Raw genomic sequence first — 26,503 nt, forward strand, 5'->3', positions numbered from 1 at the left:
AAACGAAGAAGCAAAAGCAGAAGATCAAATACCACTAAAAACCAGAGCAAAAACAGGACATTATAGACTAAAAAGTAAAAAACAATTCAACCAGGAAATCTATTCAAGAAGAAACAACGTTGAATCAATATTTAGTGTAATAAAAAGAATATTCAACGGAACAAACCGAAGCAGAAGCCTACAATTATCAAATAAAGAAACAAAACTCAAAAATACAATCTACAACATCTATCGATCAACTCAAATTCAATAAAAATGAGGATTTCTACAAAGCCGAAATTTTAAATAAAAATCAGATAATTTTCTTTTTTTAATTTAAAGCGAAAATTGTACAAATAAGTTAAATTGCTTTGACTATATTAAATTGTTCTCATTTAAAACTGGTTATTTTAAATATAAAGATAACCTAATAGGTTATTTAGCCAATAAAATATTGAAATTTGAATTTGATAAAATCATTTTTGAATTTCAATTAAAAACAGGCAGCCGGCGGGTATTGGTAATTACTCGTTATTCACCTCCTTTAAAAAAAATTCAAAGGAGTGGTGATATGCTAGTAATTACATTAAAATTCAACATTGATATTACAATTTTTGTAATATTCATGTTAATAATTCAAAAAAACAGTATCATTGCCGTTGAATAACGAATAACATGATGAATCAATGATGGATGGGCTTTTTGAGATTTAAAATCTCCCCGCCTGTTTTTCCCATCTTAGATTCATCACAGATTTTATAAAATAAAATATTCTATAAAATTAATTATAATTATATTTTAATTATTTATAAATGTTTCGATTAATGAAGGAAGGGATTTCGCGACATATTTGAACCAATGCCAAAATATTAGCAGTGAAAAGCAGGAATTTGAAAAAATGGAGTAAAATTATGAAGGACATCATCACCGGAATATTGAAGAAAATTGAAATAGAGGAAAATATTGAAATACTATATGCCTGTGAAGCCGGAAGCCGTGTATGGGGATTTTCAGGTGAAAATTCAGATTATGACATTCGATTCATATACAAAAAGGCAAATGTTAAAGACTATCTCTCCCTTAAAACGATCAGCGACGTGATTGAATATAAAAGTGATGACATGGATATTGTGGGGTGGGATATTAAAAAGGCATTTGCCATGCATTACAAAGACAATCCAAATCTAAGGGAATGGCTGATATCGGATATAGTGTATCTTGATAAGGGCATTAATGATCTTTTCATCGATTTAGGTGATTTTGATAAGGACATCCTTAAAAATTATTATTCATCAATTGCCTATAATCACTGGAGGAGATATTCGGGACTGGAATTCAGCAAAACAAAAACAAAAAAGTACCTCTATGTCATAAGAGCAATACTGTGCTGGATTATATTAACGGAAGATGCTTATCCTCCAGTTAACATTAAGGATTTAATTTGTCATGAAAAATGTCTTATTTCCGATGAAATCAAAGGTGATATTTGCAAACTGATTGAATTTCATCAGGGTTTCGCTAAAATAAGTGAGGAGTCCATTTTCAGATTAAACAATTTCATACTTAACAGGCTTAAGTCTATGGACCGGGTTAAAAAGGATTCCGAAAAAAATTTGGAAAAATATGATGAGAAATTCAGGCAGTCACTGTTGTAGGTGATTTGATGATTCTGTGCGAAAAATATTAATTTTAATTTTTGTTTTTGAAAACGCTTAGCAGTCGGCAGGGATAATTTTCATACAATTATATCAGCATGATATGATTTGTGCAGATATTGGCTGGAAAATTTAGATATTTAGAAATAAACTGCCAATATTTAACTGTCCCATATATATGCAGTGATTGATATTGGTGAGTTTTTAATAAAATTTGATGTCCGTGTAGAAAAGAAAACTAAAAAAATGCAGTTAAATTAATTCACTGTACAGTTTTGTACTAAAAAAATTTATATATTATACAATTTAACTTATTAATATACTTAACATTGTTAAAAAAATTTAATATTTAGAGGGTAAAATATGGAGAATCGTACAGGACTTTTTACAAATATGATTATATGGTTTGGTGTTGCAATTTCAGTTTCGGAAATTGAAGCGGGAATACAGATTGCCACAGCAGCACCCCTTAATTCCATATGGATGCCCCTGATACTAGGACATATTATTGGAGGAATACTTCTTTATTTCGTTGGCCTTATAGGTGCACGACTTAGAGTCAATGCAATGGAATCAGTCAAGCCAACTTTTGGAAATTCCGGTTCCAGGTTTTTTGCAGCATTGAATGTGATGCAGCTTATAGCATGGGTAGCAGTATTGAATGCACAGGGCACATTGGCGCTTATGGGTTTGGATATAGGAATATCATTTGCTCTTACATCTGTAATTCTGGCTATTCTTGTAGCCATATGGGTTTTTATAGGCCTTCAGCGCACTTCAAAAATAACAAGCATAATCATGGCAATTCTGACAATCCTGCTTGTCATACTGTCTGTAAGGTTACTCGGATTAAACGGATATCATTTAATTCCAGCTAAAAATTCCGCTTCACTGACATTCTGGAACATCTTTGAAATATCAATTGCAATGCCTATTTCATGGCTGCCTGTAATTTCAGATTATACTAAGGATGCGGAAAGTCCTAAAAAAGCCACAGCCCTATCAGCAATTGCCTATACAGTTGCAAGCCTTTGGATGTATTTCATAGGTATTGAAATTGTATCCATCGGAACCGCTGACATTTCACAGGCAATTCTTCTTTCAGGTCTTGGAGTGCAGGGAGTATTTATTCTGGTTCTTTCAACAGTCACAACAAATTTCCTTGCTACAAATTCGGCAGGAGAGTCAGCAAAAGCTATATTCAACAGGATTGATCCTAAAATTGCAGGCGTTATTGTCAGTATGTTAAGTGCAGTTTTAGCAATTTCAGGAATTATGGACCACTATATATCTTTCCTTTATCTTATCAGTTCAGTTTTTGCTCCTATGGCTGCTGTACTTGTGGTATCGTTTTATTTAGGAAAAGGAAAAAACGATGCGAAAGACTGGTACTGGAACATATTCTCATGGTTTGTCGGTTTTGTAGTTTACCAGATAACCTCAGGTCTTGATTCCATAATTTTAGGCCCTACACTTATTGCAGTTATAGTATCTGCAGCACTTGCATATGCCTGGATATTATTAAAAAAATAGTCAAAAAAGCAATTTTAGACAATAAAGAAAGTATATTGATTTTCCCTAATAAAATTTATTTTTTTTCTATAATTTGGGGCAGTATTGCATAATTCATTATAATTTCTAGAATTGATGAGGGTAATTTTTTTAGATTGATACTTTTGTCAGCCAAAATCTAGAATGATTCATGAGGATTCAAAAATTTTATATTTTTTTTTAAGAAATTCATCTACTTTAACTATTACATATATATGCAGTAGTTAACTTACATTGGTTTTGAATATTACTGGATGTTAATGCTGATTTTAAAAATTACTAATTTTAATAAATTTTATAAAATTTAATAAATTTCATAAATTTGTAGGATGCTGATGATTCCATTATTAATATATAAAATAACATAATCATAATATTCAAAATAGAATAATTTATGATTTTATATAAGATAAATACTTATTCTAATGAAGTTATGATTGAAATAAAAGCAGGAAATTGCTTATTTTTACTGCAATTTCTGTTAGTGTAATATTACAATAGTCGGAAGATTATTTCCGTATATTATCCTACTATATATAATAATAGATAATATAGTAAAAATAGTTATTATGGATAAATATATATTATTACTATTAATTCTATAATACCTATTAATAGGTATTTACAGATAATAGTTATTATAGTTATAGTAGTATTTTACAGATAATATATAAATCCATATTTCTGTAAATACGATTATTATATATTTACCATATTTCTGTAAATACAGAAAGTAGTATTAATATATATTTTACCACTCATGCTCAAGTAATATTAAGAAAATAGTGTAAATCACTAGCTTCATATATATCAAGCTAATGAAATATGGTATTTTCTTCAAATTTGCTGTTTTTTATTAAATTTTATGAATTTTAATAAATTTCAGCGCCTGTATCTTATATATTTAACGAAGCGGAAAACTACAAAAAATAGTATCGCTATGAAAATTACAAAGAGTACAATATAAATTAAAACTGGAAGTTTTCCAGATGATGAACTGTCTTTAGTTAAGCTGAATGAACCGATTTCCTTATAAGCCGGAGCAATAGGAATGTCCTTTCCTTTAATTACATTATTATTTATGTAAATATCGTCAATATAGACAGTATTGTCGATTCCTACATAAGATCCGTTTTCATTTGCAACATAAACATTGACATTATTTTCGCTGCCAGTAACGTTAAGATCGTAGGTGATTATTTCTCGTCTGTCTAATCCGTATAAATCCTGTTGAGATAAATCAGTCATGGATTTGATGATATCTGGAGTGTCAAGAGAAAGATTGCCTGATCTTGAATAGGAATAGTCATTAGGAATGGAAATGTATTGGCCAGGTTCAAGTTTTCCTGTTTTAAGCTTATCCACATTAGCAAAACCATAATTACCGTTAGGTGCCTTAACAAGAACATGTCCTCTTCCATATGGCTTTTTTATGTCCTGAATTTTCTTTAAACTGGCTTCAGATATAGTGTTATTGTCTGTAATCATTTCTGAAGTAATATTTTCACATTTTTCATTATCTGAGCCATCATCTATTCCGCCTAAACCGATAACCCATCCGTCACTGGTAATGATTACATGGCAGAAATATTTATTGTCAGTCTTATACTGCTTTATTGCGGATTTCCCATGCCAGTCTATTTGTTCAATGTGAATATCCGCATTTAAGTTTGAATCACGTCTATAGGACAAAATAGAACTGTTTCCATCCTCCTGCAATACCAGAGAACAGCATCCAAAAGGGTCTGTTTCATTATTGTTTTTCAAATTAATAGGTATATCATTGCTGTTTTGATAATCTGAAACCGCATAAACTCCAATAACTGAAATTAAAATAATGAAAATACTTAATATAAAAATTTTTTTACTCATCTTCATAAAAATCATTATTCCGGTTGTAATAATATTATGTTTGATGAATATAATATTTAAATTAATTTAATTTTTATATTAAGCTTTGAACAATTAATTAAACTTGAAACTGTTGGCCTTTAATTTCTGTTTCATTTGCTCACGGTCAATGTGGATATACTTGTCTGTTGTCTGTGAGTTTGAATGGCCTGCAATTGACTGAACCTCGGCAACTGTGAGGATTTCAGCATAATGGGACAGTGCGGTGTGTCTTAGAATGTGAACACTGACATTTTTTCCGTAACTTATAGGACAGTCTATATCTTCAGCAGTTATTCTCTCATCACATTCACGTGCATGTTTTTTGATGATATCTTGAACTCCACGTTTTCCAATACGCTTTCCTTTAATATTTGTAAAGAGCTCTTCTCTTGTTTTCTCTTCTTTGGCTTTATTTCTCTGAACTACTGGTCTGTAGACATTATGAGTGTCTTTTCTAAGTTTTGTGATGCGGTCTTGCATCATATCATTTAAACTGACAAGTGTATCAAAGGTAATGAATGTTGTACGGTCTTTCAATTCACCTTTTGTGGTTTCTGCACGCAGATTAACATCAATAAACTCACTTGAATCAGTTGGAAGTTCATAAAAACCATTTTCATCAATTGGAACCTGGATATCACTCTTGTTTAAGAGAACCAGTTCCTTAAGCCTCATGCCGGAATCAATGAAAGTTCTGCAAATCGCATAATCTCTTTTGTTTCCGCTTTGTTCGATTGTATCTAAAAAGAAATTGGATTGCTGCCATGTTAAAGATATTTTTTCTATTCTTTTTTTAGCAGTTTCAGGATCTTCGGCTTTTACTTCAATAATATCCTTCATTTTAATGGTTTCATGGTTGATTTCTTCCTGAACATCTTCTGAGTTGATGAATTCCAGAATATTCATCATATATGTTTTAACTGTGGTTCTTTTGTTTCCACGTTTTTTTAAACAGTATCTACGATAATGTCTCAATTGTTTTTTAACGTTGTTACTGTTTAATTCTTCTATTCCTTCATTTTCAAGATATTCAATGAATTTGGATATATTAAATGTTTGTTTTTCTATGGTTTCTTCAGTTAAGTTTTTTACCTCTTGTTTTTCTTCTAAGTATTCATCTAGGTAGTCTGTTAGCTCATCAACTTCAATCATAAGCTTTTCCATCTCCTAAAATTTTATACCTAACCCTTGTTTTACTATTGAATTTTTTAATATATAAAGACTTCGTATCTTTTCTTTTTTAACGTATATTATTACATAAAATATACGTTCTCTTTATATATAAAATTTGGATAATTTGGAGCTTTGTTGGGAAATGTTGTAAGTGAAGCAATACATATACATCAAGTGGTTTCAAAATGGTGATTTCTTCAAATTTTGATTTTGTAATAAGAATTTCTCAAAATGTAATAAAAATTTTTTCTTATTTTAGAAAAATAATCGAAATATTTTTTGTAATACTATTTTATATATTAGTAATAATATATTTGTAATTTCAAATAGAAATTTTTTAAAATGAGTTAATCACTTATAGGATGTATTAAAATTTCAAAAAATTTTACATCTGAAGACGGAGGTTGCATAATGCTAAAGTATATTGCACTACTTTTAAGTATTCTAACACTTATGGTATGTATTATTGATTTAACGATGTAAAACCTCAAAATTAGACAGATGAACTTTGAAAGTAAGGTTCTTGATGCTTTTATGATTCACACTCGCAAGTCAGCTATAATTCTTCCTTACTTTCATTAAATTAATAATTAAAAAAACTTTATATATATTAAAGTACATAATTTTGAATAAGAATATGTTTCATATTCTAGAAAATGAGGTTAAACTTTCGTTTTCGGCTTATAAGTGATTATTGTCTAAAATGTGTGATGGTTTGGGTGTTTCTCATAAACTATTTAGACAATACTATTTTTAAGAATTATAAAGGTTAAGTTATGAAAACTGTAATTTTAATACCATGTTATAATGAATCAAAAACTATTGGGAAAGTAGTATCTGATTTTAAAAAATTCATGCCTCATGCAGATATTTATGTTTATGACAATAACTCTACTGACGGTACAGATGAAATAGCTAAAGAAGCTGGTGCTATTGTTAGATATGAATATCAGCAAGGAAAAGGAAATGTTGTCAGGTCAATGTTTCGTGAAATCAAAGCTGATTGTTATATTATGGTTGACGGTGATGATACATATCCTGCTGAAACCGCACCAGAATTTGAAAAACTAGTATTAAACGGTAAAGCGGATATGGTAATAGGTGACAGATTATCTTCCACATACTTTGAAGAAAATGACAGATTATTCCACAACACAGGTAATAGAGTTGTCAGAAAATCCATCAACCTCTTTTTCAAAAGCGATCTCAATGACATCATGACTGGAATGAGAGGTTTCAGCTATAATTTTGTAAAATCCTTCTCCATTTCATCAAAAGAATTTGAAATAGAAACTGAAATGAGTGTTTTTGCATTAATGAACAATTTTAAAATTAAAGAAATTCCAGTAGAGTACAAAGATAGAATTGAAGGCAGTGAATCTAAATTAAATACTTATTCAGATGGTATTAAAGTTCTCAGAATGATTTTTTCATTAGTTAGAGATCAAAAACCATTATTATTTTTCACAACAATGGCAATAATTCTTTTAATAATTGCAGGAATACATTTTTTCCCAATTTTATTTAAATACTTCTCTACAGGATATGTTTTAAAAATCCCTACATTAATCATTATTTCAACAGTCGTTATCGTTGCAACATTAATATTTCTTACAGGAACCATCCTGCATGTGCTTAAAAAACAGCATGCCGATAATCTCGAACGTCATTTAATTCTTTTAAATGAATTAAACAACGATGAATAAGATGTTCTATAAGGATTATTAAAAAAAGAGAATTTTTATAAAAAAAATATTCGAAAAAAAGCTTAATAAATATGGAGAAATTAAAAGCAGAAGAAATTTTCTGCTTTTAAGTTATATGTTTAATTTTTTCTTTTTAATACTGCATAACCGCCGATTATTGCAGTTACTCCAAGTAACATTACAATTGGATTACCTGTTGCTAACATGTTGTGAGGAGTAGGTGCTGTTGCGTTTGAAGTTGTGTTTTGTGCAACAGATCCTGTTGTGTTACTGGTTGCGTTGTTTGGTGCTCCTGCACTTGGGACATGTGTACCATTTTCCATTGTTTCATTGTATTGGCTTCCAGCCCAACCGCCTTCATCCTGGTATTGGCTTCCAGCCCATCCACCTTTATCTTGGTATTGACTTCCTGCCCAACCACCGTTGTCTTGGTATTGACTTTCGGAAACACCGTTAATGTCACTGGTTGCATTATATCCGTTGCCTGTATTTACATCTGCGGCACATACTGCAGTTGCAGATGCAATTACGCAGCATATTACAAGTAATGTTAATATTTTTTTTGAAAGATCCATAATAATCACCTTTGATATTTTTTTTAATCGATGCAAGTTTGCCATATTTTTTTGGAAAATAACTTGCTTCACACAAGTAATTATATAATCAAGCCCATATATAAAGTTTTTCGAATGTAAGTGCCTACTTACATCTTAAAACAATTAAAAAAGAGATAATTAACTATTATTATAAAAAATAACTTCAATAACATTTTTATATGCTCATAGGAACTTTTAAAGAAATTTACTAAAAAATTGAATCATCCTATTCCATAAAATAGCTCACAATTAACAAATACATAATGCCAATGTAAATTTATTGTAACATCCATTAAAAAAACAGATATTTGAATTAATTTACAAAAAATATTTAAAATAATATTATTAAAAATTTAATTATATTACTCAATATTCAATAATTCTTCGTTTAGTTTTACCTTTGATTTAGACTTTAAACGATATATTGAATATTGATTTAATATATATTAGGAGGTTTAAATATGAATAAGAAGATATTATTTGCACTAACTGTTGCTCTTGTAGCTATTGCTGCTGTTGGAACTGCATCTGCATTTGATTTTTCAGACTTAGGGTCCCTATTTGGAGCCCCAAAAGATCAGAATGTAACTATTGACGGAGAAACTTTCAAAATACCTGCAAAATTTAAAGAAATTAACAATTTAAGTGAAAATGGAACTGTTGATGATTATGGAGTTTTAAAAACTACTAAATATGTCAAATCATTCTCTAATGATACTAATTTCATTAACATTCATGTTTACGAAGTCAACGGTACCAATTTGACTAATGATTTAATTAATTTCAATAACGGTACATCTAAAGACATTTCCGGAGTAAAAGGTTATCTGTATAAAGATGATAATAATACCTATACTTACACATATAGTAAAGGCAATAAAATTATTGGAATACAATCAGATAAAGAAGCTCTTATTGGTCCTGTAATAGCTTAATCTTTAAGCTATTTTTTTATTTTTTTTGTAACACGCATTTTTGAATTATATTTAAAAACTATTTTTTTAAAATTTAATGTAAAAATAATAACTATTATTAGCATTCAATCCCAAAAATATCTATATGGAAATCACTAGCAAAAGAGATATTTTCGGAATGATTTTTTTCACATTGAGCGTAATAATGCTGGGGTATATGTTTTTAACACCCCTTAATCATTATATTCTGCATGTTGATGAGTACTTTACAATAAGTGTCCTCACTCTTCCCTTAGGAGACATTGTGAACATAACCAGCTGGGATGTGCACCCTCCACTGTACTATATTCTAGGTAAAATTGCAGTTAAAATCGCTGAAGCAATAGGAATTGACAGCATGCAAGGTTTGAGAATCCTTTCAACCATACCATACATTCTTATTCTGGCAATATCAGCAACCAAAATCAGAAAGGATTATGGTCTTTTGAGCGCAGGACTGTTTACATTTTCACTTGCAGTCATGAGCGAATTTTTCGCACACTTTCTGATTGCAAGGATGTACAGCTGGGCAATTCTTTTTATAATTATCGCATTTATTTCATTTACAGAAATTATAAAAAACAATGATAAAAAAGCCTGGATTATTCTGACCGTATTTTCAGTGCTTTGTGCATACACACATTATTTTGCGGCAATAAGCGTTGTATGTCTTTATATTATACTTCTCGTTTACATAATGAAATTTGAAAAAGACAAACTCAAAATGTGGATAATGTCAATTGCAGGAGCTGCAATACTTTATATTCCTTGGATACCTCCGCTTATAAGGCAAATGACACAGGTTCGAGCAGCTTACTGGATTCGCCAGGTAAATCCTGACCTTTTCATCAAGTCACTGGGATACATCGCATATGCAAATGATGCAGTAATCGGCCTGATTGCAATTGCAGTTATAATAGGAATTTTATACATTTACAAAAAAGAATCCGCAAATGAAGATGAGAAGGAACGTTTCCTGATTTTAAGCGGAGTGCGAGTGTATATTGGAACAATCCTTCTGGCAGTTATACTTTCAGTTGTTTTCAGACCTATACTGATGCCTAGATACCTGCTTCCTGCAACTGCTGTAATGTGGCTTGCAATTTCAATTATTCTCGGAAAAATTAAAAATAGAAATATGTTCATGATTTCGGCTGCAATGATAGCATTGCTTCTTGTTATCGGAATTACAACAACAATTTCAACAAACGATTATCTCTATAACAGCGGAGTCCACCAAAAAGAGGTTCTGGACAATATCACAAACGATCCGAATTCCACACTTATTATCAATAACCAGAACATGATAATGTACTTTTTGAGTTATGCAAATCAGTCAGATACATATGTTCTGAATGTCAATCATGTATTCGGTGAAAACATGGACAGGCTCCATAAGTTCTATGACTTCAATACCTTCAACGGCAGGGATATTGACAAGCTGATTGCAAATAAAACTGGCAAGAACATATATATCATAAGCTGGAGTGACCCGGTTCTTAACACAACTACCGAAAAGATTGACGCCTGGGCAGGTGTGACAATTTCAAGGGTAAACACAACCAATGCTACTTCTGTTTCAAGGTGAAAACATTAACAATGGGGTTTAAAATCCCTATTTCTTATTTTTTTTAACTGCAGCATGTATATGTGTAGTTTAATTATAACTTGATTTTTAAAAACCTTCTCGTTAATGTAATATATGCATCATTAAATTACAGGTATTTTCAATACAATCAATTTGATTAACACAGGTTTTAATTATTTAATATTGTTAATTCTTAATGATTGAGTATTCTCTACTAATTATCTTGCAAAACCAAAAAATTAGAAATAATATTGTTATTAACAAAAATTTAATTATTAAATTTTATTTTCTGATTATCTGTCATTCTTTGTTTAAAACTTATTTAAATTGGTTGAGAATCCTTTTAGTCGGAAATGAATGTTTAACTGAAATATTTAAACTAAAAATTGTTATATAACTACAAAAATATATATTAATTTATTAATATAATTCATATTAAAGGAGGGATAATTTTTGAAAATTAATATGATTTTGATAGTTACTTTTTTAATTTTTGCATTGACGCTTACATCAGTAAGCGCAGCTGATTTAAATGCTACATCGGATGAAATTACTGCTATTGATAATGTATCAGATACAATAGACAGTGGAAATTTTATCGATTGCAAAAATTCAGAGGAAGTTTTAGCAATATCAGATGAAGACATATTGTCTGCATTTGAAATTAAAATTGGTGATGACGGCATTGCTTATATTGATGACATTGCAGATATAAGCATTGAATTTCCAAAAAATGTTAAGATAAACAGCAAATATTATTTCTACATAGACAACAAGTTATACAAAAAAGAAACAATTGATTATGAGGGATATTATGATATTTTTCCTCTGAAAAATGTTGCCTGTGGTGAGCATACATATAAATTAGTCTATAAAAATAATAAAAATACTGAAATTACAAAGACAGGTCGCTTTAAAGTCGACTGGAGTAATTTTGAGCTTGAACATTACTATGGCAAGGATAATTCTGAAAACATTAAAACCCTCTACTACGGAGACATATATAGAAATTCCATCACTTTACCAGAAGATGCGAGAGGAAATGTTAAAGTAATAGTAAACAATAAAACTGAATACAGTTTTGGAGTATCTGATTTTAACAATATGGTCATTTCTGATTTACCGATTGGAAGAAATGAAATAGTTTTTGAATATAGTGACCGTTTATACAGTTCTAAAAAAGCTAAAGACATAGTTAATGTAATTGCAGCTGTAAAAGGGCCAAAAACACTTTCATGTGTAGAATCTGCAGTATTTACATTAAAACTTCCTAAAGATGCAAATGGAACACTTGTAGCCCATTATCCAAATCATAGGACTAAAGTCAATCTGGTAAACGGATATGCAAAAATCAAATTACCCCTACAATCTGCAGGAAAACATAAGATATATATCTGGTATAATGGAACAGATTATGACGTTAAACCATTTGGAACTTTAAAATATGTTGACGGCATTCCACTCTTTGGAGATTTAATTTTTGGAGCAGAAGTAAGTATACCTGATGAAATGACTGTTGGAGAGAATAAATATTTAAGATTTGAACTTCCAAAAGATGCAAATGGCATATTGGAGATAAATTATGATGAAATCCCACTTATCAATGGATCTGCAAGCATTCCCCTTTCTAATTTAGAAGCTGGAGAATATACATTTGATGTCTCATATACTGAAGACAGCAAATATGCTAACTTGGAAAAAGAATTCACACTTATTGTCAACAACAAGATTCCATCATTTAATATTACAATGCCTTCTGAAATCATTGCTAATACAGATACTAAATTCACTTTCAATGGTCCTGATGATTGTAATGGTTGGCTTAATATATATTGTGAAGATGAAATCGTTTCCGGAGAAATTAATAAGGGAAAATTAACCATAAAAGGTAAAGTTCCTAAGAAATATGGAAACCAGAGCCTATATTTTGTATTCGAATCCTCTGGTATTTATTCAGATTCCAGAGGCTTTATTAACTTCATTTCAATTCCAACCCCTATAATCCAGACAAAAGATGATTATTTAATTACTTATAATGGTAAAACATATAACCATAAGATAAGAATTTTAGACGGATATGGAAAACCTGTAGGTGCAGGGGAAAAAGTTAAAATTTATACTTATCCTCATAAGCTAGTTAAAACTGTCAAAACTGATTCAAAAGGATATATTACTTTAAAATTTAATAAACCAGTTTTTAAAGACTATTCATTTGAATATAAAGGTGTTGAAAAATCTTCAATAATCGACTTTAGTTCGGCCACATGGTTATATATCAATGGACACCACTATGATCAAACGGTGAAAAAATCAGCAAAAGCGATAAAAGTTGAAGTGCACTTAAGAGAACCGTTTAACTATAAAAAGACCAAATTTTCAAATAAAAAAGTTACTGTCAAATTTAATGGTAAAACATATAAACTAACTACTAAATTATGGGGTATTGCAAAATTAACCATTAAACAAAAAGACATTAAGAAACTTAAAGTTGGCAAAAAATATAAAATGACTGCAAGCTATGCTAAAGATACAAATAGTGTTTATGGTTCCCTATATATTAAAATTATAAAATAATGTGAATGATTTTTTCATTCACTATTTTTTTTTGAAATTCATGAAAACCTAATATACAGACAGGATATAAGATTTTTATCTTAATGAACTTAACATAAGTATACACTTTATATATTATCTAACGGAATTTGAAATTACAATTAGAAAAAAATATTCAACTTTAACTCATTTCCAAGGGTTAAAAAACTGATTGGCACATACGATGATTTAAATATTCGTTGATTCAAATATGTTAAATAATGCTAAAATCTAAACAAATAATATACCTAATATTAATTTTTGCAACATTTTCGGATATTCTGCTACTGTTTTATGCAGCATTACATCCCGTTTCTTCAACGTTCAGATTTGGGGTTTACTCTTTTGATATAATTTTATGTGTAGTATTATGGATAGAATTTATCTACAGCTATTTGAAATCAGACAACAAAAAGCAATACCTGATTGAAAATTCGTTAAGTATTCTGGGAATGCTACCTATTAATTTTGTATTTCTTAGAGCATTAAGATTATTGAAACTTATCCAATTGATTAAGCTCTTTGTTCTTGCAAGGGATAGTGAAAAAAACCTTTCCAACTTTTTGAAACATACATACTTGGATAAAATAATATTGGTAGCAATCATTTTCATTTTCATTTTGACAGTGTCAGTTAGAATTTTAGAGCCTAATATCACGGATATAAATACTGCTTTTTGGTATATCATTGTTTCTATAACTAATACAGGATATGGAGATATCGTTCCATCCTCACTTTCAGGACGAATTGTTGGAATTATTGCAATGATCGGAGGGATTTTGGTTTTCGCTTCATTCACTGCTGTAATTTCATCATTGTACATTTCAAAAATAGGCCAGGATAATCATGACGATTTAAATACAAAAATCGAAAATCTGACATCTGAAATCGAAAGACTTAACGAAAAAATCGATGAGCTAAAAAAGGAATAAATTAGGCCTGAGGATATCAGTTCCACAAGCCATATTCCATCTATTTTTTTTAATGCATGTTTTAAGAGTATATTTGAGTTCAGTTATTCATAGGATTGAATCCAAATACCTTTCCTGCCAGTTTGAATGCCAGAGGATTTACAATCTGGCTTACAATTAAATAAGCGACAACCCATCTGACCGGCCATAGATATAACAGCACATCTACAGGTAATTGTCCGATAGGAACTCCAAATATCAAAGGCATTATAAAGCTCATAATCAAACTTATGAAAAATGCTAAAGGGTTCCACAAACCTGTTTTCATACCTAATTTAAAGCCAAACACTTTGCCTGCCAATTTAAGAGATAATGGATGAACAATAAGATTGACTATAAAATAAGCGACAACCCAACGAATTGGCCACATTAAAAAGCATATTTCAATAGGCATTCCCATTGGTGTTGCAAAAATCAACGGCATTACTATACTCATTATAAGACTTATGAAAAAAGCTATTGGATTCCACAATTTCATCTTTAAACTCCATTTTAATATATTAAATTTTTTACATTCATATTTTTGATATAACAAATAATTAATTTTAGAACTCAATTTAAAAGTAAGAAAATTCCTAAGGTTAAAATTAAATCATGAATCTAACACTATTGCGGATGATAACTAATGGCACTGTTGAGAAATAGTTTTTTTTTAAGTTGTATTAATGTAACTGAGTCCTTAAATCCGAAGCAATCATGAAAAAAATAAGTTTAGGAAATAGGATTTAATATCCTAATAATCCTAATAATAAACATATAACAAATATAATTACTGCAATTTTTAACAATGATTTTAATCCTTTAAATATTGCATAAATTATTATAATTATTATTAGTATCCTAATAACATGCATTATCATATTCAATATCATTTTTTAACCTCCTGCAAATTTATTTCCTCTTTGAAAATCACTAATTTTTTTAAATTCAACCTCATATTCTGTCTGAATTGAACAACTCAACTTATAGAATTTGAGGATTTCCCTGTTTTTTATTATATATCATTGGTTATCTGATATACAATTTTACATAATTAATGTTTTACTTTTTTTAACTTGGTTATCGCTGAAAAAAGTTTTTATTAATTTTGTAATTACCATTTATTATTTTAGTCATTATGCTATTTAAATTTCATCATTGAGCTTTTGGCAGTAATGTCTTTTTGTTCAGTCCATCTTAGAGTTAAAAAAAAGTAGGGCGTTCATGCACACCTATAAATTAAATGAAAATTATGGTTTTAAAAAGAAAAAAAGAAAAAATGAAATGGTCTATAATTGACCATGTTCATCTGCATATTGTTTAGCATCGAATAAGTCTGAGATGTGTGTACCGTCAGATTGTCCGCCTCTAACAATACCATAATCATCATACCATACATTCAATTCTTCATCATAGTATAAATTAGGTCCAGGTCCTTCAGAAAGGTTTTGAGAACCGGATTGTGAATTGGATGTAGATGTTGAATTAGATGTTACACCATTATATTTTGCAGTACTTGCTGTGGAATTTCCAGAGACTGCTTTTGAATCTGTGGTTTTTCCGTCTTCAATAGTTATTGTTTGTTTTGCACTGCATCCGTTGTACTTATTATTACCTCCATAGGTTACAGTAACTTCGTGATCACCAGTTTTTTCATTGTTCAATGCAAGACCGGCTTTACCGCTATTGTCTGTAAGAACGGAATAGTTTTGTTTTTGACCTTCATCCATAAAAGTAATATTTACACTTTGATTTGCAATTGGATTTCCTTTTGCATCTTTAAGTTCAAACTGCACTATGTCCCCATTTTTAAATTTGGAGCCGTCTATAAATTTTATTTCAGTATTGAGTTTACCATCTGCTGTTGTAGTTTGTTGCGGGTGAGCAAACATAATAGTTGCTACAGCAGCTATAATGATAACAACTAAAATTGCAATAATTATATTTTTATTCATTATAATCACCTATAAATAAATTTTTATTTTAAAATATTATTTATAATTTTCTTTTTTGGTTAAATTTTAACACTTATTGTTTTTTTTGTCCTTAATTTGTTTAAAAATAGAGTTATCAGTTGAAATATTTTAAACTGCATTTGTACATGTATCACGGTTCAACACATTCAGAATTAAGAAAAAATCGCAAATATAAAGATTGTGAAAATAGAGCTAATTAAATGGTAATGAACATCAATCTGACTATATAATATTAATAGATTATTGATTACTTGCCCTTATTGACATTTGTTTTATTGTAATCAGTATTTCCGTTAGTTTGCTTTTTAAGTATTGTTTTTGAAACACTTAAAACAGTTTTTAAAAGGCCTAATCCGTCCATTGAAACCTGGCGGAAAAGATAATTCGGGCGTAAATAAAACTTAAGGAAAGCTTTCTTTTGAATGCTTCTAAGTTCTTTGCTTGTGCAGTCAACTGTTTTCAAAACTGGATTTAAAAGAGTGTACTTGGACCAGTCTGTAATGTTAATTAAATTCTTTTTGAATGTTTCATTATAGAATCGGGTTCCAGGATATGGAGTAGCTAGACTATACAATGCATAGTTAGGGTCTAATTTTTTAACATAGTCAATTGTTTTTTGAATGCTGGAGCGAGTATCTTCAGGCATACCGATAACACATGATGCTATAGTTCTAATTCCAACTTTTCGGGCAAGTTTAAATGCATTCTCGGTTTTGGCAACTGTGATGTTTTTGTTCATCTTATCAAGTGTTTGCTGGTCTGCACTTTCAACACCTATAAAAAGGGTAATGCAACCTGCATCTTTCATGGTTTGCAGCAGATCCTCATCCAGGGTATCTACCCTTGAAGTACAACCCCACTTAAAATTAAGATTGCGCCTTTCAATTTCACGGCAAAAGTCATAGACGAATTTTTTGTTTAATGTGAATGTATCGTCCATAAATGCAATGGTGTCAATGTTTTCTTCCAGGAGTCTCATCTCTATTTCATCAACAACATTGGAATATGATCTTCTCCTTAATTTGTTACCGTGAAGTGCAGCAGATGAGCAGAATGAACACTGCATAGGACATCCTCTTGTTGTGATAATGGTTGCAATATATGTGGTATGATTCAGAATTCTGTATTTATCCATTGGAAATAAGTGGAATGCAGGAAATGGCAGTTCATCCAGGTTCTGTATAATCGGGCGGTCTGGAGTCAATACTAATGAATTATCATTTTCATCATGAAATGCCAATCCTTTAACTGTTTTTAAATCACCGAAATTTTCAATGGTTTTAACAAGCTCCAATAATGTATATTCTCCTTCCCCTCTGACAACAACATCAACGCTTTCTTCTTCAAGAACACTTTTATATTCAAAGGTAGGATGATATCCTCCTAAAACCACAATAGTATCAGGTTTAACCTGTTTTATTTTATCGGCTGAATCAAGTGCAACTCCTATTGTCGGTGTCAGAGCAGATATGGATACAATATCAGGATTTCTTTTTAAAATTTCCTCGCCTATTTCATCATAGGTCAATTCAAGAGCAGTAGCATCAATAACATCAACATCATATCCGTTTGTCTCAAGGACTGCAGCCATATATCCAATTCCAAGAGACGGAGCCACTACACCTAAAAATTTGTATTTTGAATTAGTTTGAGGAGGATTTAAAAAAGTTATTTTCATCATATCACTATTTCTTTTAAAGTTTTCAAGATATTTATAATTTTTGTATTGAACATTTATTAAATATCTCTAAATTTCACATAAAATATTTGTCATTTTATTAAAATATTTTTTTTATTTATTTCTTTTTTTAATCTGGAATATGTTAATGATGTCTGATACTTAATCAAACATCCTTTTTTATATCATCAATTATGTCTGATACATATTCATCATCACCATATTCATTTAAAAAGTTTAAGCAGATTTCAATTCCATCCAAATGTGAATTTGCCCAAAAATAATCTTCAAAATCACTATAGTTAACGATTCCCATATCATATTTTTCCCAGTAATAGAGAGGATGATTTTCCAAAAATAAACGACCTTCATCTGTAAGATTTCCATCAATAAGATAGCTGTTTTTTCTTAAAAAAGAGTCCAGTTCATCCCAGATTATACTATAATTGTTTTCGATTGTAAATATTGCATAATCAAGAGGGATTTTCTCATCAATCAATTTTAAAAACTTATATGAAACAAAACGTATATCCTCTTTAAAATCACTATCTGATGTGTTTAAGGATTCCATCAAATTATTTTGGGTTTCATCCAAATCATAGCCAAGGTTAATGCCGCAGAAATGGCAGAATCTGTCATGGTCATCTATCGGCATGCTGCAATATGGACAAACGTCATCATGAGATTTGATTGTGGGATTAACATTTTCATCAAAAAGATAGGCAAGTCTTATAAGCAAAGATTCATTTAAAATCATTCCAGCTTCATATTCCTCTTTAATCTGTTTTTTAATGGCTATTGCTTTTTGATAGGTTACATGTCCATCGTCAATTAATGATTGAATATATTGTGAAAAGCTGTCTTCAGGACCAATTACCTCTTCAAGAGTGTAGTTTTTAATTGGAAGGCTTTCCTCCAAATCAACCAGTATATTCATCAGTTCAACATCATTGTTTTGAAAGAAATCCCTGATTTCCAGAAAATAATTTTCATCAATGCTTTTGCGCTTTTCAATGCAGTCATAGTGAATTATATCATAATTTAGAGGAGCGCTATATGCTATATGAGCATTGTTAAAATCAAGGACATGTATGCTTGCGCAAATATTCAAATCATAGAAGTGTGTTGACAACTCCTCATTTTCATAGCTTCTGTTTGTTACGACATTTTCGCCAGGAATTATGAATTCAATTGCGCTTGCAACAATATTATCCTGAATTTTTCTTGCAAAACCATATCTGATGAGCAATTCAACAATCAGTCGTGTAGGCTCCATTATGCTGGGTTTGTTATGTTCCTCAAGGGTTTTTAAAATTTCATTTTTAAAAATGCCTTTACCTCTGAATTCTGGAAGAACATAGATATTGTTTAATGCTGCTGTGATGAACTGCCTTGAAAAGTCATATGTGCAAAATCCCACTACTTTGCTGTCAAATATTAACTCCTTAAAGAGATTGCACTGATTATATTTTAAAATAAAGTTTTCATTTTGAATTGATTCGTATATATAGTCATAATTGGTTTTTAAAATCTCTTCAACATCCAGCAGACCCTCAGATAAAAATACCCTTTGTGTATCGTCCTGCCTTACTATAATATTCCCGACCATTGAATCACCAAAGATTAACCATAATTAATAAATTATTAATTAAATTTTAATCTTTTCTATTTAAATATCTTACCTATTAAGAAACTAATCAAAAAAAAGATGAGTTAAATATATTAGTTTGTCCTTGTTTTTTAGTTAAGAAATCATATACAGAAAAATTGGATATAATTATGTAGATTTTGGTAAATTTAAAATATTATAATGTCATAATTGGATGAAAAATGAATTTTAGAGTAGCTATAATGGTAAATCCGTTAAAGCAAAGAAATAGTTATCTATTTCAGATTTCAACTATTCTTAAATAACTGGTTTTTTTGGCTTTGCCTAGTGGAAGACCTCCTGTAACTACTATTAAATCACCTTTGTTTAGATTAAATTCCTTTTGAGCTATTTTTTTTGCATTATTAACCATTTCATCAGTGCTTTCATATATATCTGTGACTATAGGTTTGACTCCAAAGTTCAATATAACCTTCTCAGCTATATGATTAGACGGACAGCATGCCATGATTATGGAGTTTGGCCGGAAATTGCTAATTCGGCGAGCGGTAAAACCTGTCATTGTGGTTGTAACAATTAATTTAATATCCGAAAATTCCACAGCATCAACAACCAGTTTTGCAATAGTATCGCTAATGCCTATTGTTCCCTTGTAAGCGACATGTTTTGTATAATCAATTGTTGATTCCACATATCTGCATATTTTGCTCATTATTTCAACAGATTCAATAGGATGCTCTCCAACAGTTGTTTCTCCTGACAGCATTACACAATCGGTTCCATCCAATATTGCATTGGCTACATCTGAAACCTCTGCTCTTGTTGGTCTTGGATTATCATGCATGGAAGCAAGCATTTCAGTAGCGACAATAGCGAATTTGCCTTTTTGACGACATTTTCTGATAATGTTCTTTTGAAGAATAGGCAACTCTTCCAGAGGAACTTCAACTCCCAAATCACCTCGAGCTACCATAATTCCATCAGATTCCTCAATAATTTCATCTATATTATCGATGCCCTTTTTGCTTTCAATTTTTGAGATGATGAGTGCGTCACCTCCGGCTTCTTCTATAATTTCACGAGCAGCAATTACGTCTTCCCTTGCATTTACAAAGGATAAAGCCAAATAATCACAGGCATGCTGTGCTGCAAAAGCAATGTCTTTTCTGTCAGATTCACTCATGAATTCCAATTGTAAATCAACACCCGGGACATTGATGGATTTGTGATCTTCAATTTTACCCTCGCTTAAAGCTTTCAAAACCACATAGTTTTCACCTTTGTCGATGACTTCCAATTCAAACAATGCATTGTCTATAAGAACTGAGTCTCCTATATTTATCATGTTGACTGCGTTTTCATGATTTACTCCGAATTCCTTTTCATTTCCAACTAGGCATACTGCACTCATTCGGATTGTATCATCCTTTTTAAGAGACACTCCTCCGTTCTTAAATGTTAAAGTTCTAAATTCCGGTCCTTTAGTATCATACATAACAGCTACAGGCCGACCATATTCTTTGCGGACCTGTCTTATGACATCAATTGTTTTAGGTATGCTTTCATATGTAGCATGACTAAGATTAATACGTGCACAGTCCATGCCTCTGTTAACCATTTCTCCCATCACTTCTACACAATCACTAGCCGGACCTATGCTGCAGATGACTTTTGTTTTCTTCATTAATTATTCCCCATCTAAGTTTTTTGAAATTACGAGTAATGAATAAAGATATCTAATTAATAATATTTAATACTATATATAAAGTCATGAACAAATTTAAGTTTTAAAAAAAGAGGAGCGTGGTGTTAAATAATTCTTATTAAGTATAATAATCAATGAATTTTAATATTGCCTCAGCACTTTGATTCTGTTGGCTTTCAGGGGTGATGTTTGCCTGTCCGTCTCCTGATTGGTTTCCGTAATATCCGAATTGGGCATGGTTTCCACCATTGATTATTATTTCTGTGAAATTGTTTTTCATCAGAGATTTGGCTTGATTATAACTTGTCAAATTGATGACACCATCATTTGTACCGCGAATTGATAAAACAGGAACGTGAATTTCATCCGGAGAGTGGGATGATAGATATATCAAACCTGTTATGTTGTTTGTTGTTTTGTTTACATAAGAACTGGCCATAGCTCCTCCTAATGAATGACCTGCCATGAAATAATGTTCATAACTTGAATTTTTAATAATGTCGTCAGCACTGTTTACTGCAAAGAATGCAAGGTTAAATGGCATTTCAACAAGATAACAGTCAATGCCTTCACTGGCCAAATCCATAAACAGTGGCAGATATGAGGTATATTCAACTTTGGCTCCTGGATAGAATATGATGGTAGTGTTATTACCGGAACCATCTAAAAATAGTCCATTTGAGACTTTAGTCACATTTACTTCTTCTGTTCCATTCAGATAATCTGTTGCAGTTTTTTCAGCATGATAATAAAATTGGGCATATACAAAAAAACCCCCGACAAATATTATAAGGAACAGAATAATGCCTATAATAATTTTTTTATTCATAAAAATCTCTCCGATATAATTATACAAACAACTAACAAATGTTGTAATTACAAAATATATATGTAAGTTTTATTATTTAAACTATTGTTTAAATTATTTTAAAAAAAATCGTTTAATCTAAATTAATTTTAACTGAACAGAATTGCAAGGAAATTCATGAATATAATTAAATATATCATCTTGTTTATATAATATCTTATATTTTTGACATTTATTTTTTATAATTCCTTTTAATTTTCGATAATTCCTGCCATATATAAATTCCTGGTCTTTAAACTCCTCAACATATTTTTCCTTAAGACCCGGAAAATTTTCATCCAGCTTTTTATAGAAGTATTCCCGATTTCCCTGCCTCATTGACAAACCCATATCCAGATTCAAAACGCCTTTGACATTTGTATCAATACACCAGTCCAAAATGGAGTTAATGTTTTGCTCAGTATCATTAATATAAGGCAATATTGGAGACAGCCAGACAACTGCAGGAATATTATTTTCATTTAATCTTTCAAGAACTTCCACACGTTTTGATGTCTGTGAGACATTCGGCTCAATTTTTTTGCACAATTCATCATTGGCGACGGTTAAAGTAATCTGAACAACAACTTTCGTTTTTTCATTAATCTTTTTAAGCAAATCCAAGTCCCTTAAAATCAGATCTGATTTTGTAAGGCATGAAAATCCATATCCGTACCTGTAGATTAATTCCAGGCATTTGCGTACATGCTGCAATCTTTTTTCAATTGGAATATATGGGTCAGTCATTGCTCCTGTTACAACCATGAAAGGTTTACGCCTGATTAATTCCTTTTTAAGCAATTCCACTGCATTTTCCTTCACTTCAATATCTTCAAACTTATGTTTAAGCTGATAAATTTCACTTCTGGAGTCACAATAGATACACCCATGAGTGCAACCCCTATACAGGTTTATACCATAATCAGATGTGAAGATACCCTTGGCTTTTACATAATGCATGATATGAGGTTTAGCGTTAATGTTATAATAAAGTTCTCATAATCATATGGAAAAATGAAATAAATATAATAATTGACATTCTAGTTAAACAGATGTTTTGTCTTGTTATATTTATTTAATTAAAAAGATAGTGCTAATATAAATTAGAATATTATTTTAAACCTAAAAAAAATAAGAAAAATAAATATTTTCCAAAAAGGAAAATATCTATTTATTTACGTTTTATATAAACAAGTCCAACAATAGCTCCAATTACTAAAATGAATGCTAATCCATAGATTAAGTTGTTGGAATCTGTTTTAGGAACAGATTTTTGAACTTCATATGCTTTAGATTCACTAGGTGAACTTTTTGCATTTTTATTAGGAGAAGCTGTATTTTGTGGATTGTCACTTACAGGAGTTGCTTCAGATGCAGCGGAAACAGTTAAAGGATCGGAAGATTGGCCAACTGATGATGAGTATCCTGTTGAACTTCTGGATACAACATTTGAAGATGCACCATTATTTGAAGACCCTCTATTATTTGAGTTAGATGTTTTTGAGCTGCTGCCACTGTTTTTAGCTGAAGAACCTGATTTTTTAGAACCACCGTTGTCTACTTTAGTATTTCCACCATCATTATTGTCAGTATTGCCATTTGCTGGAGCTTCAGGGAGTTTTTCATCTAAACCGAAGAAATATTGAACGGCATCTCCTGCTTCAGTATCATATGCACCTGCAATAATAGTGTTTAACATGTCTTCATTTATTTCTTTAGTTACGCTAAGTTCTATAAGAGGAGGTCTTACCAAACCTGGAGAGGAATAATCTCCTTTAAATAGTTTGTTCCATTCCTCATAGTTTGCAGAACCGCCAGTTGCAAATTTAGGAAAAGCAATTGTAACTAAAGTTGCATCACCGGTTTTGGTTTCAGAATTCCAACGAACAATAATGTTAGAATAACTGGCCTTATTTCCTGCATCAGCTGTAATTTCAGAAACTCTTAAGTTATAGTAGTTTTGCATACCTGGAGATACGCCAAGTAATCTGGACAATGTATCTTCTTTACAGTATGCTAATGTAGTTACAAGCATATAGCTTTCATTTTCACCCAATGGCAATTCATCAAATACTTTATCTGCAAGCAATATACCAGGAGATCCTCCAGGACATACATGGTTATGGAATAGCCATGCAAGTAAAGTATCGTATGCAGGATTATATTTAATTGAATTATCTTGGATATTGTAATTTTGTGGACATACTTCAAATTTACCGGTTGTTTGGTTGTATAATAAACTGAAAGAGGCAGTATTTGTATTATTTGTTGGATCTAACCAGAAGAAATCAAATACAAGTTCTTTCCATAATCCTGTATGAACTGGAAGTAATGTTGCTCTGCTTAATCTTGAGCCTAAAACTTCAGCAATGCCGTCATAGACCATGGAAGTGTCAGTATTATTGATACGTACAAAACCAGCACTTGTTAAAACGTAGAAATTTTGCATATCTTTTTCAATAGTAATATTCAATTCTTTAAAATGATCAATTGCAATGTTCGCTGCTTCAATACCAATGCTTTTTAAAGCTTGATTGGAAATTGTATCTTTTGATAAATCTTTAGTGGAATCAGGACCAATGGTAGGCAAGTTTAAACTGTTAATATAATCCAAGTCTAATCCTCTGGCATCTATATCAATACTTGCATCACTAGTTCCGATTAACTGTACTAACTGGTCATTAGTTAAATTTCCATATTGTGCGACAATAGTAACTAAAGATTCAGGGTCACTGCTTAATTTATCAATCAACCATTTTTGATATTTCAAATCATTGGCTGCACTTGCATCCGGATTAAGTTTAGTCAGTTTTTTAAATTCATTTTTAAGTCCGTCTTCATTATAGGTCATTAAAATTAAAATACCGGTGTTTGCACTTTCATCCCATCTGATAAAACCTGTCATAGTTTTATTAACCATTGTGTCGATACCAATGTAAGCTCTTTTACCAGGAGTAATATCCATAGACCATGTGAATGCATCATCATCAGATCCTCCAGGAACTGCAACAACATAATATGCTGTATTTTCAAGTGGAGCTACACCAGTTTCACCTCTTGGTGGGAAATATTTGATTAATGTGTGAATCATTGCCTGACCGCTAACAAGACCAGTACAAACATGTCCGTGATAAGCTGCCTGTGTCAGAATATCTGAAGGCAATCCTGCAGCCCATGCATTAGCTAAGCTGACATAGGAATATGCATCTTCTTTTCCTAAAAGATTTTGCAGTTCTTTCCATTTTTTATCATTCATATTTGCGCTGTTAATAGTTCCAACATAAACAGGATTTATATTGCAGTTTTTATAGAAAGCCATTGTTAGACTATCTCCTTTTCTGGCTACAAATCCAAAATTAGTCGGATCACTTCTTATTGCAGATAATGTTAAAATATTTCCTTGACCATATGTTACATAGCCATCTGCTGCATTGATTATTCCATCTAAAACATTTTCTGTGGTTGTATCGTTAATTCTAGTTAAACCTGCAGTAGTAATTACTAAAACATCATCAGCGCTTGCAAAGTTAAGTCTTTTGTTTGCATCACTGGTGATTTCATAACCAATTTTATAATTGTCTGTAGGTTTAAGGTTGAATACTAAATTATTTAATTGATTTGAACCAACAGAGATATTTTGTGATACAGTTTCATAACCTGGAGAATATACTGATAAGGTATACTGACCATCTGTTGCATTATTTAGATTAATACTGTATGAATTTGTAGATTTTGAAGTTTTTTGATAATCAATAGTATTGTCTCCCTGTGTTATAACAAAGTGAGGATTAATATTTTCATTATATTCATAATTTACTTCAACATCAATCGGATTTTTGACTTGATCATTTGAATCAGCCAAAACATCAGCATCATGAGCTGAAACAGCACCAACTAAAAATAATGAACAAACAATCGCCATGATTATGAATAAATACTGTTTATTCATTTATTTTTCTCCCCCATTTTTCTTAAACGTAGTGAACATAACTTCTTAACGATGTTATATCCCTACATAAAAATTGTTGTATTAATAATTATTTAAATATATT

The 26,503-nt window shown here is 30.7% G+C and carries 19 protein-coding genes; 8 read left to right on the forward strand and 11 right to left on the reverse strand.

Annotated features, from left to right (window positions below; all coding sequences use genetic code 11):
• The 3 genes from QZU75_RS01570 to QZU75_RS01580 all read left to right on the forward strand — a co-directional run.
• The coding region (locus tag QZU75_RS01570) for a transposase (RefSeq protein ID WP_296881196.1) at positions 1–253 on the forward strand (253 nt) is incomplete at its 5' end.
• A gap of 637 nt (positions 254–890) precedes the next feature.
• Positions 891–1,634: a DNA polymerase beta superfamily protein gene (locus tag QZU75_RS01575; RefSeq protein ID WP_296881197.1), complete on the forward strand. Its 744-nt coding sequence runs from the start codon at positions 891–893 to the stop codon at positions 1,632–1,634.
• A gap of 363 nt (positions 1,635–1,997) precedes the next feature.
• A complete protein-coding gene (locus tag QZU75_RS01580; RefSeq protein WP_296881198.1) occupies positions 1,998–3,167 on the forward strand; it encodes a cytosine permease in 1,170 nt (389 codons plus the stop codon).
• A gap of 900 nt (positions 3,168–4,067) precedes the next feature.
• Here QZU75_RS01580 and QZU75_RS01585 read toward each other — a convergent pair.
• Both QZU75_RS01585 and QZU75_RS01590 read right to left on the reverse strand, forming a co-directional pair.
• On the reverse strand, positions 4,068–5,057 hold the full coding sequence (locus tag QZU75_RS01585; RefSeq protein ID WP_296881199.1) for a hypothetical protein: 990 nt from the start codon (positions 5,055–5,057) through the stop codon (positions 4,068–4,070).
• Positions 5,058–5,150: 93 nt separating this feature from the next.
• A complete protein-coding gene (locus QZU75_RS01590) occupies positions 5,151–6,230 on the reverse strand; it encodes a site-specific integrase (protein ID WP_363139630.1) in 1,080 nt (359 codons plus the stop codon).
• Between the two features lie 797 nt (positions 6,231–7,027).
• Here QZU75_RS01590 and QZU75_RS01595 point away from each other — a divergent pair.
• Positions 7,028–7,957 (forward strand): glycosyltransferase family 2 protein, encoded by a 930-nt coding sequence (locus QZU75_RS01595; protein ID WP_296881201.1) that lies wholly within the window; start codon positions 7,028–7,030, stop codon positions 7,955–7,957.
• Between the two features lie 119 nt (positions 7,958–8,076).
• On the opposite strand, the gene QZU75_RS01600 is transcribed toward QZU75_RS01595, so the two are convergent.
• Positions 8,077–8,532 (reverse strand): hypothetical protein, encoded by a 456-nt coding sequence (locus QZU75_RS01600; protein ID WP_296881202.1) that lies wholly within the window; start codon positions 8,530–8,532, stop codon positions 8,077–8,079.
• A 482-nt stretch (positions 8,533–9,014) separates the two neighbouring features.
• On the opposite strand from QZU75_RS01600, the gene QZU75_RS01605 reads away from it, so the two are divergent.
• The 4 genes from QZU75_RS01605 to QZU75_RS01620 all read left to right on the forward strand — a co-directional run bounded on the left by QZU75_RS01605 (position 9,015) and on the right by QZU75_RS01620 (position 14,618).
• Positions 9,015–9,488 carry a hypothetical protein gene (locus tag QZU75_RS01605; protein ID WP_296881203.1) on the forward strand — a complete coding sequence of 158 codons (474 nt, stop codon included), beginning with the start codon at positions 9,015–9,017 and terminating at the stop codon, positions 9,486–9,488.
• Between the two features lie 124 nt (positions 9,489–9,612).
• Positions 9,613–11,094 (forward strand): glycosyltransferase family 39 protein, encoded by a 1,482-nt coding sequence (locus QZU75_RS01610; protein ID WP_296881204.1) that lies wholly within the window; start codon positions 9,613–9,615, stop codon positions 11,092–11,094.
• Between the two features lie 453 nt (positions 11,095–11,547).
• Positions 11,548–13,668, forward strand: a complete 2,121-nt coding sequence (locus QZU75_RS01615) for a hypothetical protein (protein ID WP_296881205.1) — start codon at positions 11,548–11,550, stop codon at positions 13,666–13,668.
• Between the two features lie 239 nt (positions 13,669–13,907).
• Complete coding sequence (locus tag QZU75_RS01620; protein WP_296881206.1) at positions 13,908–14,618, forward strand: ion channel; 711 nt, start codon at positions 13,908–13,910, stop codon at positions 14,616–14,618.
• Positions 14,619–14,697: 79 nt separating this feature from the next.
• On the opposite strand, the gene QZU75_RS01625 is transcribed toward QZU75_RS01620, so the two are convergent.
• The 8 genes from QZU75_RS01625 to QZU75_RS01660 all read right to left on the reverse strand — a co-directional run bounded on the left by QZU75_RS01625 (position 14,698) and on the right by QZU75_RS01660 (position 26,400).
• On the reverse strand, positions 14,698–15,135 hold the full coding sequence (locus QZU75_RS01625; RefSeq protein WP_296881207.1) for a hypothetical protein: 438 nt from the start codon (positions 15,133–15,135) through the stop codon (positions 14,698–14,700).
• 790 nt (positions 15,136–15,925) lie between these two features.
• Positions 15,926–16,591 (reverse strand): Ig-like domain-containing protein, encoded by a 666-nt coding sequence (locus QZU75_RS01630; RefSeq protein WP_296881208.1) that lies wholly within the window; start codon positions 16,589–16,591, stop codon positions 15,926–15,928.
• A 268-nt stretch (positions 16,592–16,859) separates the two neighbouring features.
• A complete protein-coding gene (locus QZU75_RS01635; RefSeq protein WP_296881209.1) occupies positions 16,860–18,290 on the reverse strand; it encodes a B12-binding domain-containing radical SAM protein in 1,431 nt (476 codons plus the stop codon).
• A 166-nt stretch (positions 18,291–18,456) separates the two neighbouring features.
• Positions 18,457–19,899: a GNAT family N-acetyltransferase gene (locus tag QZU75_RS01640; RefSeq protein ID WP_296881210.1), complete on the reverse strand. Its 1,443-nt coding sequence runs from the start codon at positions 19,897–19,899 to the stop codon at positions 18,457–18,459.
• A gap of 280 nt (positions 19,900–20,179) precedes the next feature.
• Positions 20,180–21,583, reverse strand: a complete 1,404-nt coding sequence (gene pyk / locus QZU75_RS01645; protein WP_296881211.1) for a pyruvate kinase — start codon at positions 21,581–21,583, stop codon at positions 20,180–20,182.
• A 139-nt stretch (positions 21,584–21,722) separates the two neighbouring features.
• Entirely contained in the window at positions 21,723–22,433 is a 711-nt protein-coding gene (locus QZU75_RS01650; RefSeq protein WP_296881212.1) for an alpha/beta hydrolase, read from the reverse strand.
• Positions 22,434–22,550: 117 nt separating this feature from the next.
• Complete coding sequence (locus QZU75_RS01655) at positions 22,551–23,411, reverse strand: radical SAM protein (protein ID WP_296881213.1); 861 nt, start codon at positions 23,409–23,411, stop codon at positions 22,551–22,553.
• 211 nt (positions 23,412–23,622) lie between these two features.
• A complete protein-coding gene (locus QZU75_RS01660) occupies positions 23,623–26,400 on the reverse strand; it encodes an FmdE family protein (protein ID WP_296881214.1) in 2,778 nt (925 codons plus the stop codon).
• Between the last annotated feature and the right edge of the window lie 103 nt (positions 26,401–26,503).

Source organism: uncultured Methanobrevibacter sp., from assembly GCF_902764455.1.
GTDB lineage: Archaea > Methanobacteriota > Methanobacteria > Methanobacteriales > Methanobacteriaceae > Methanocatella.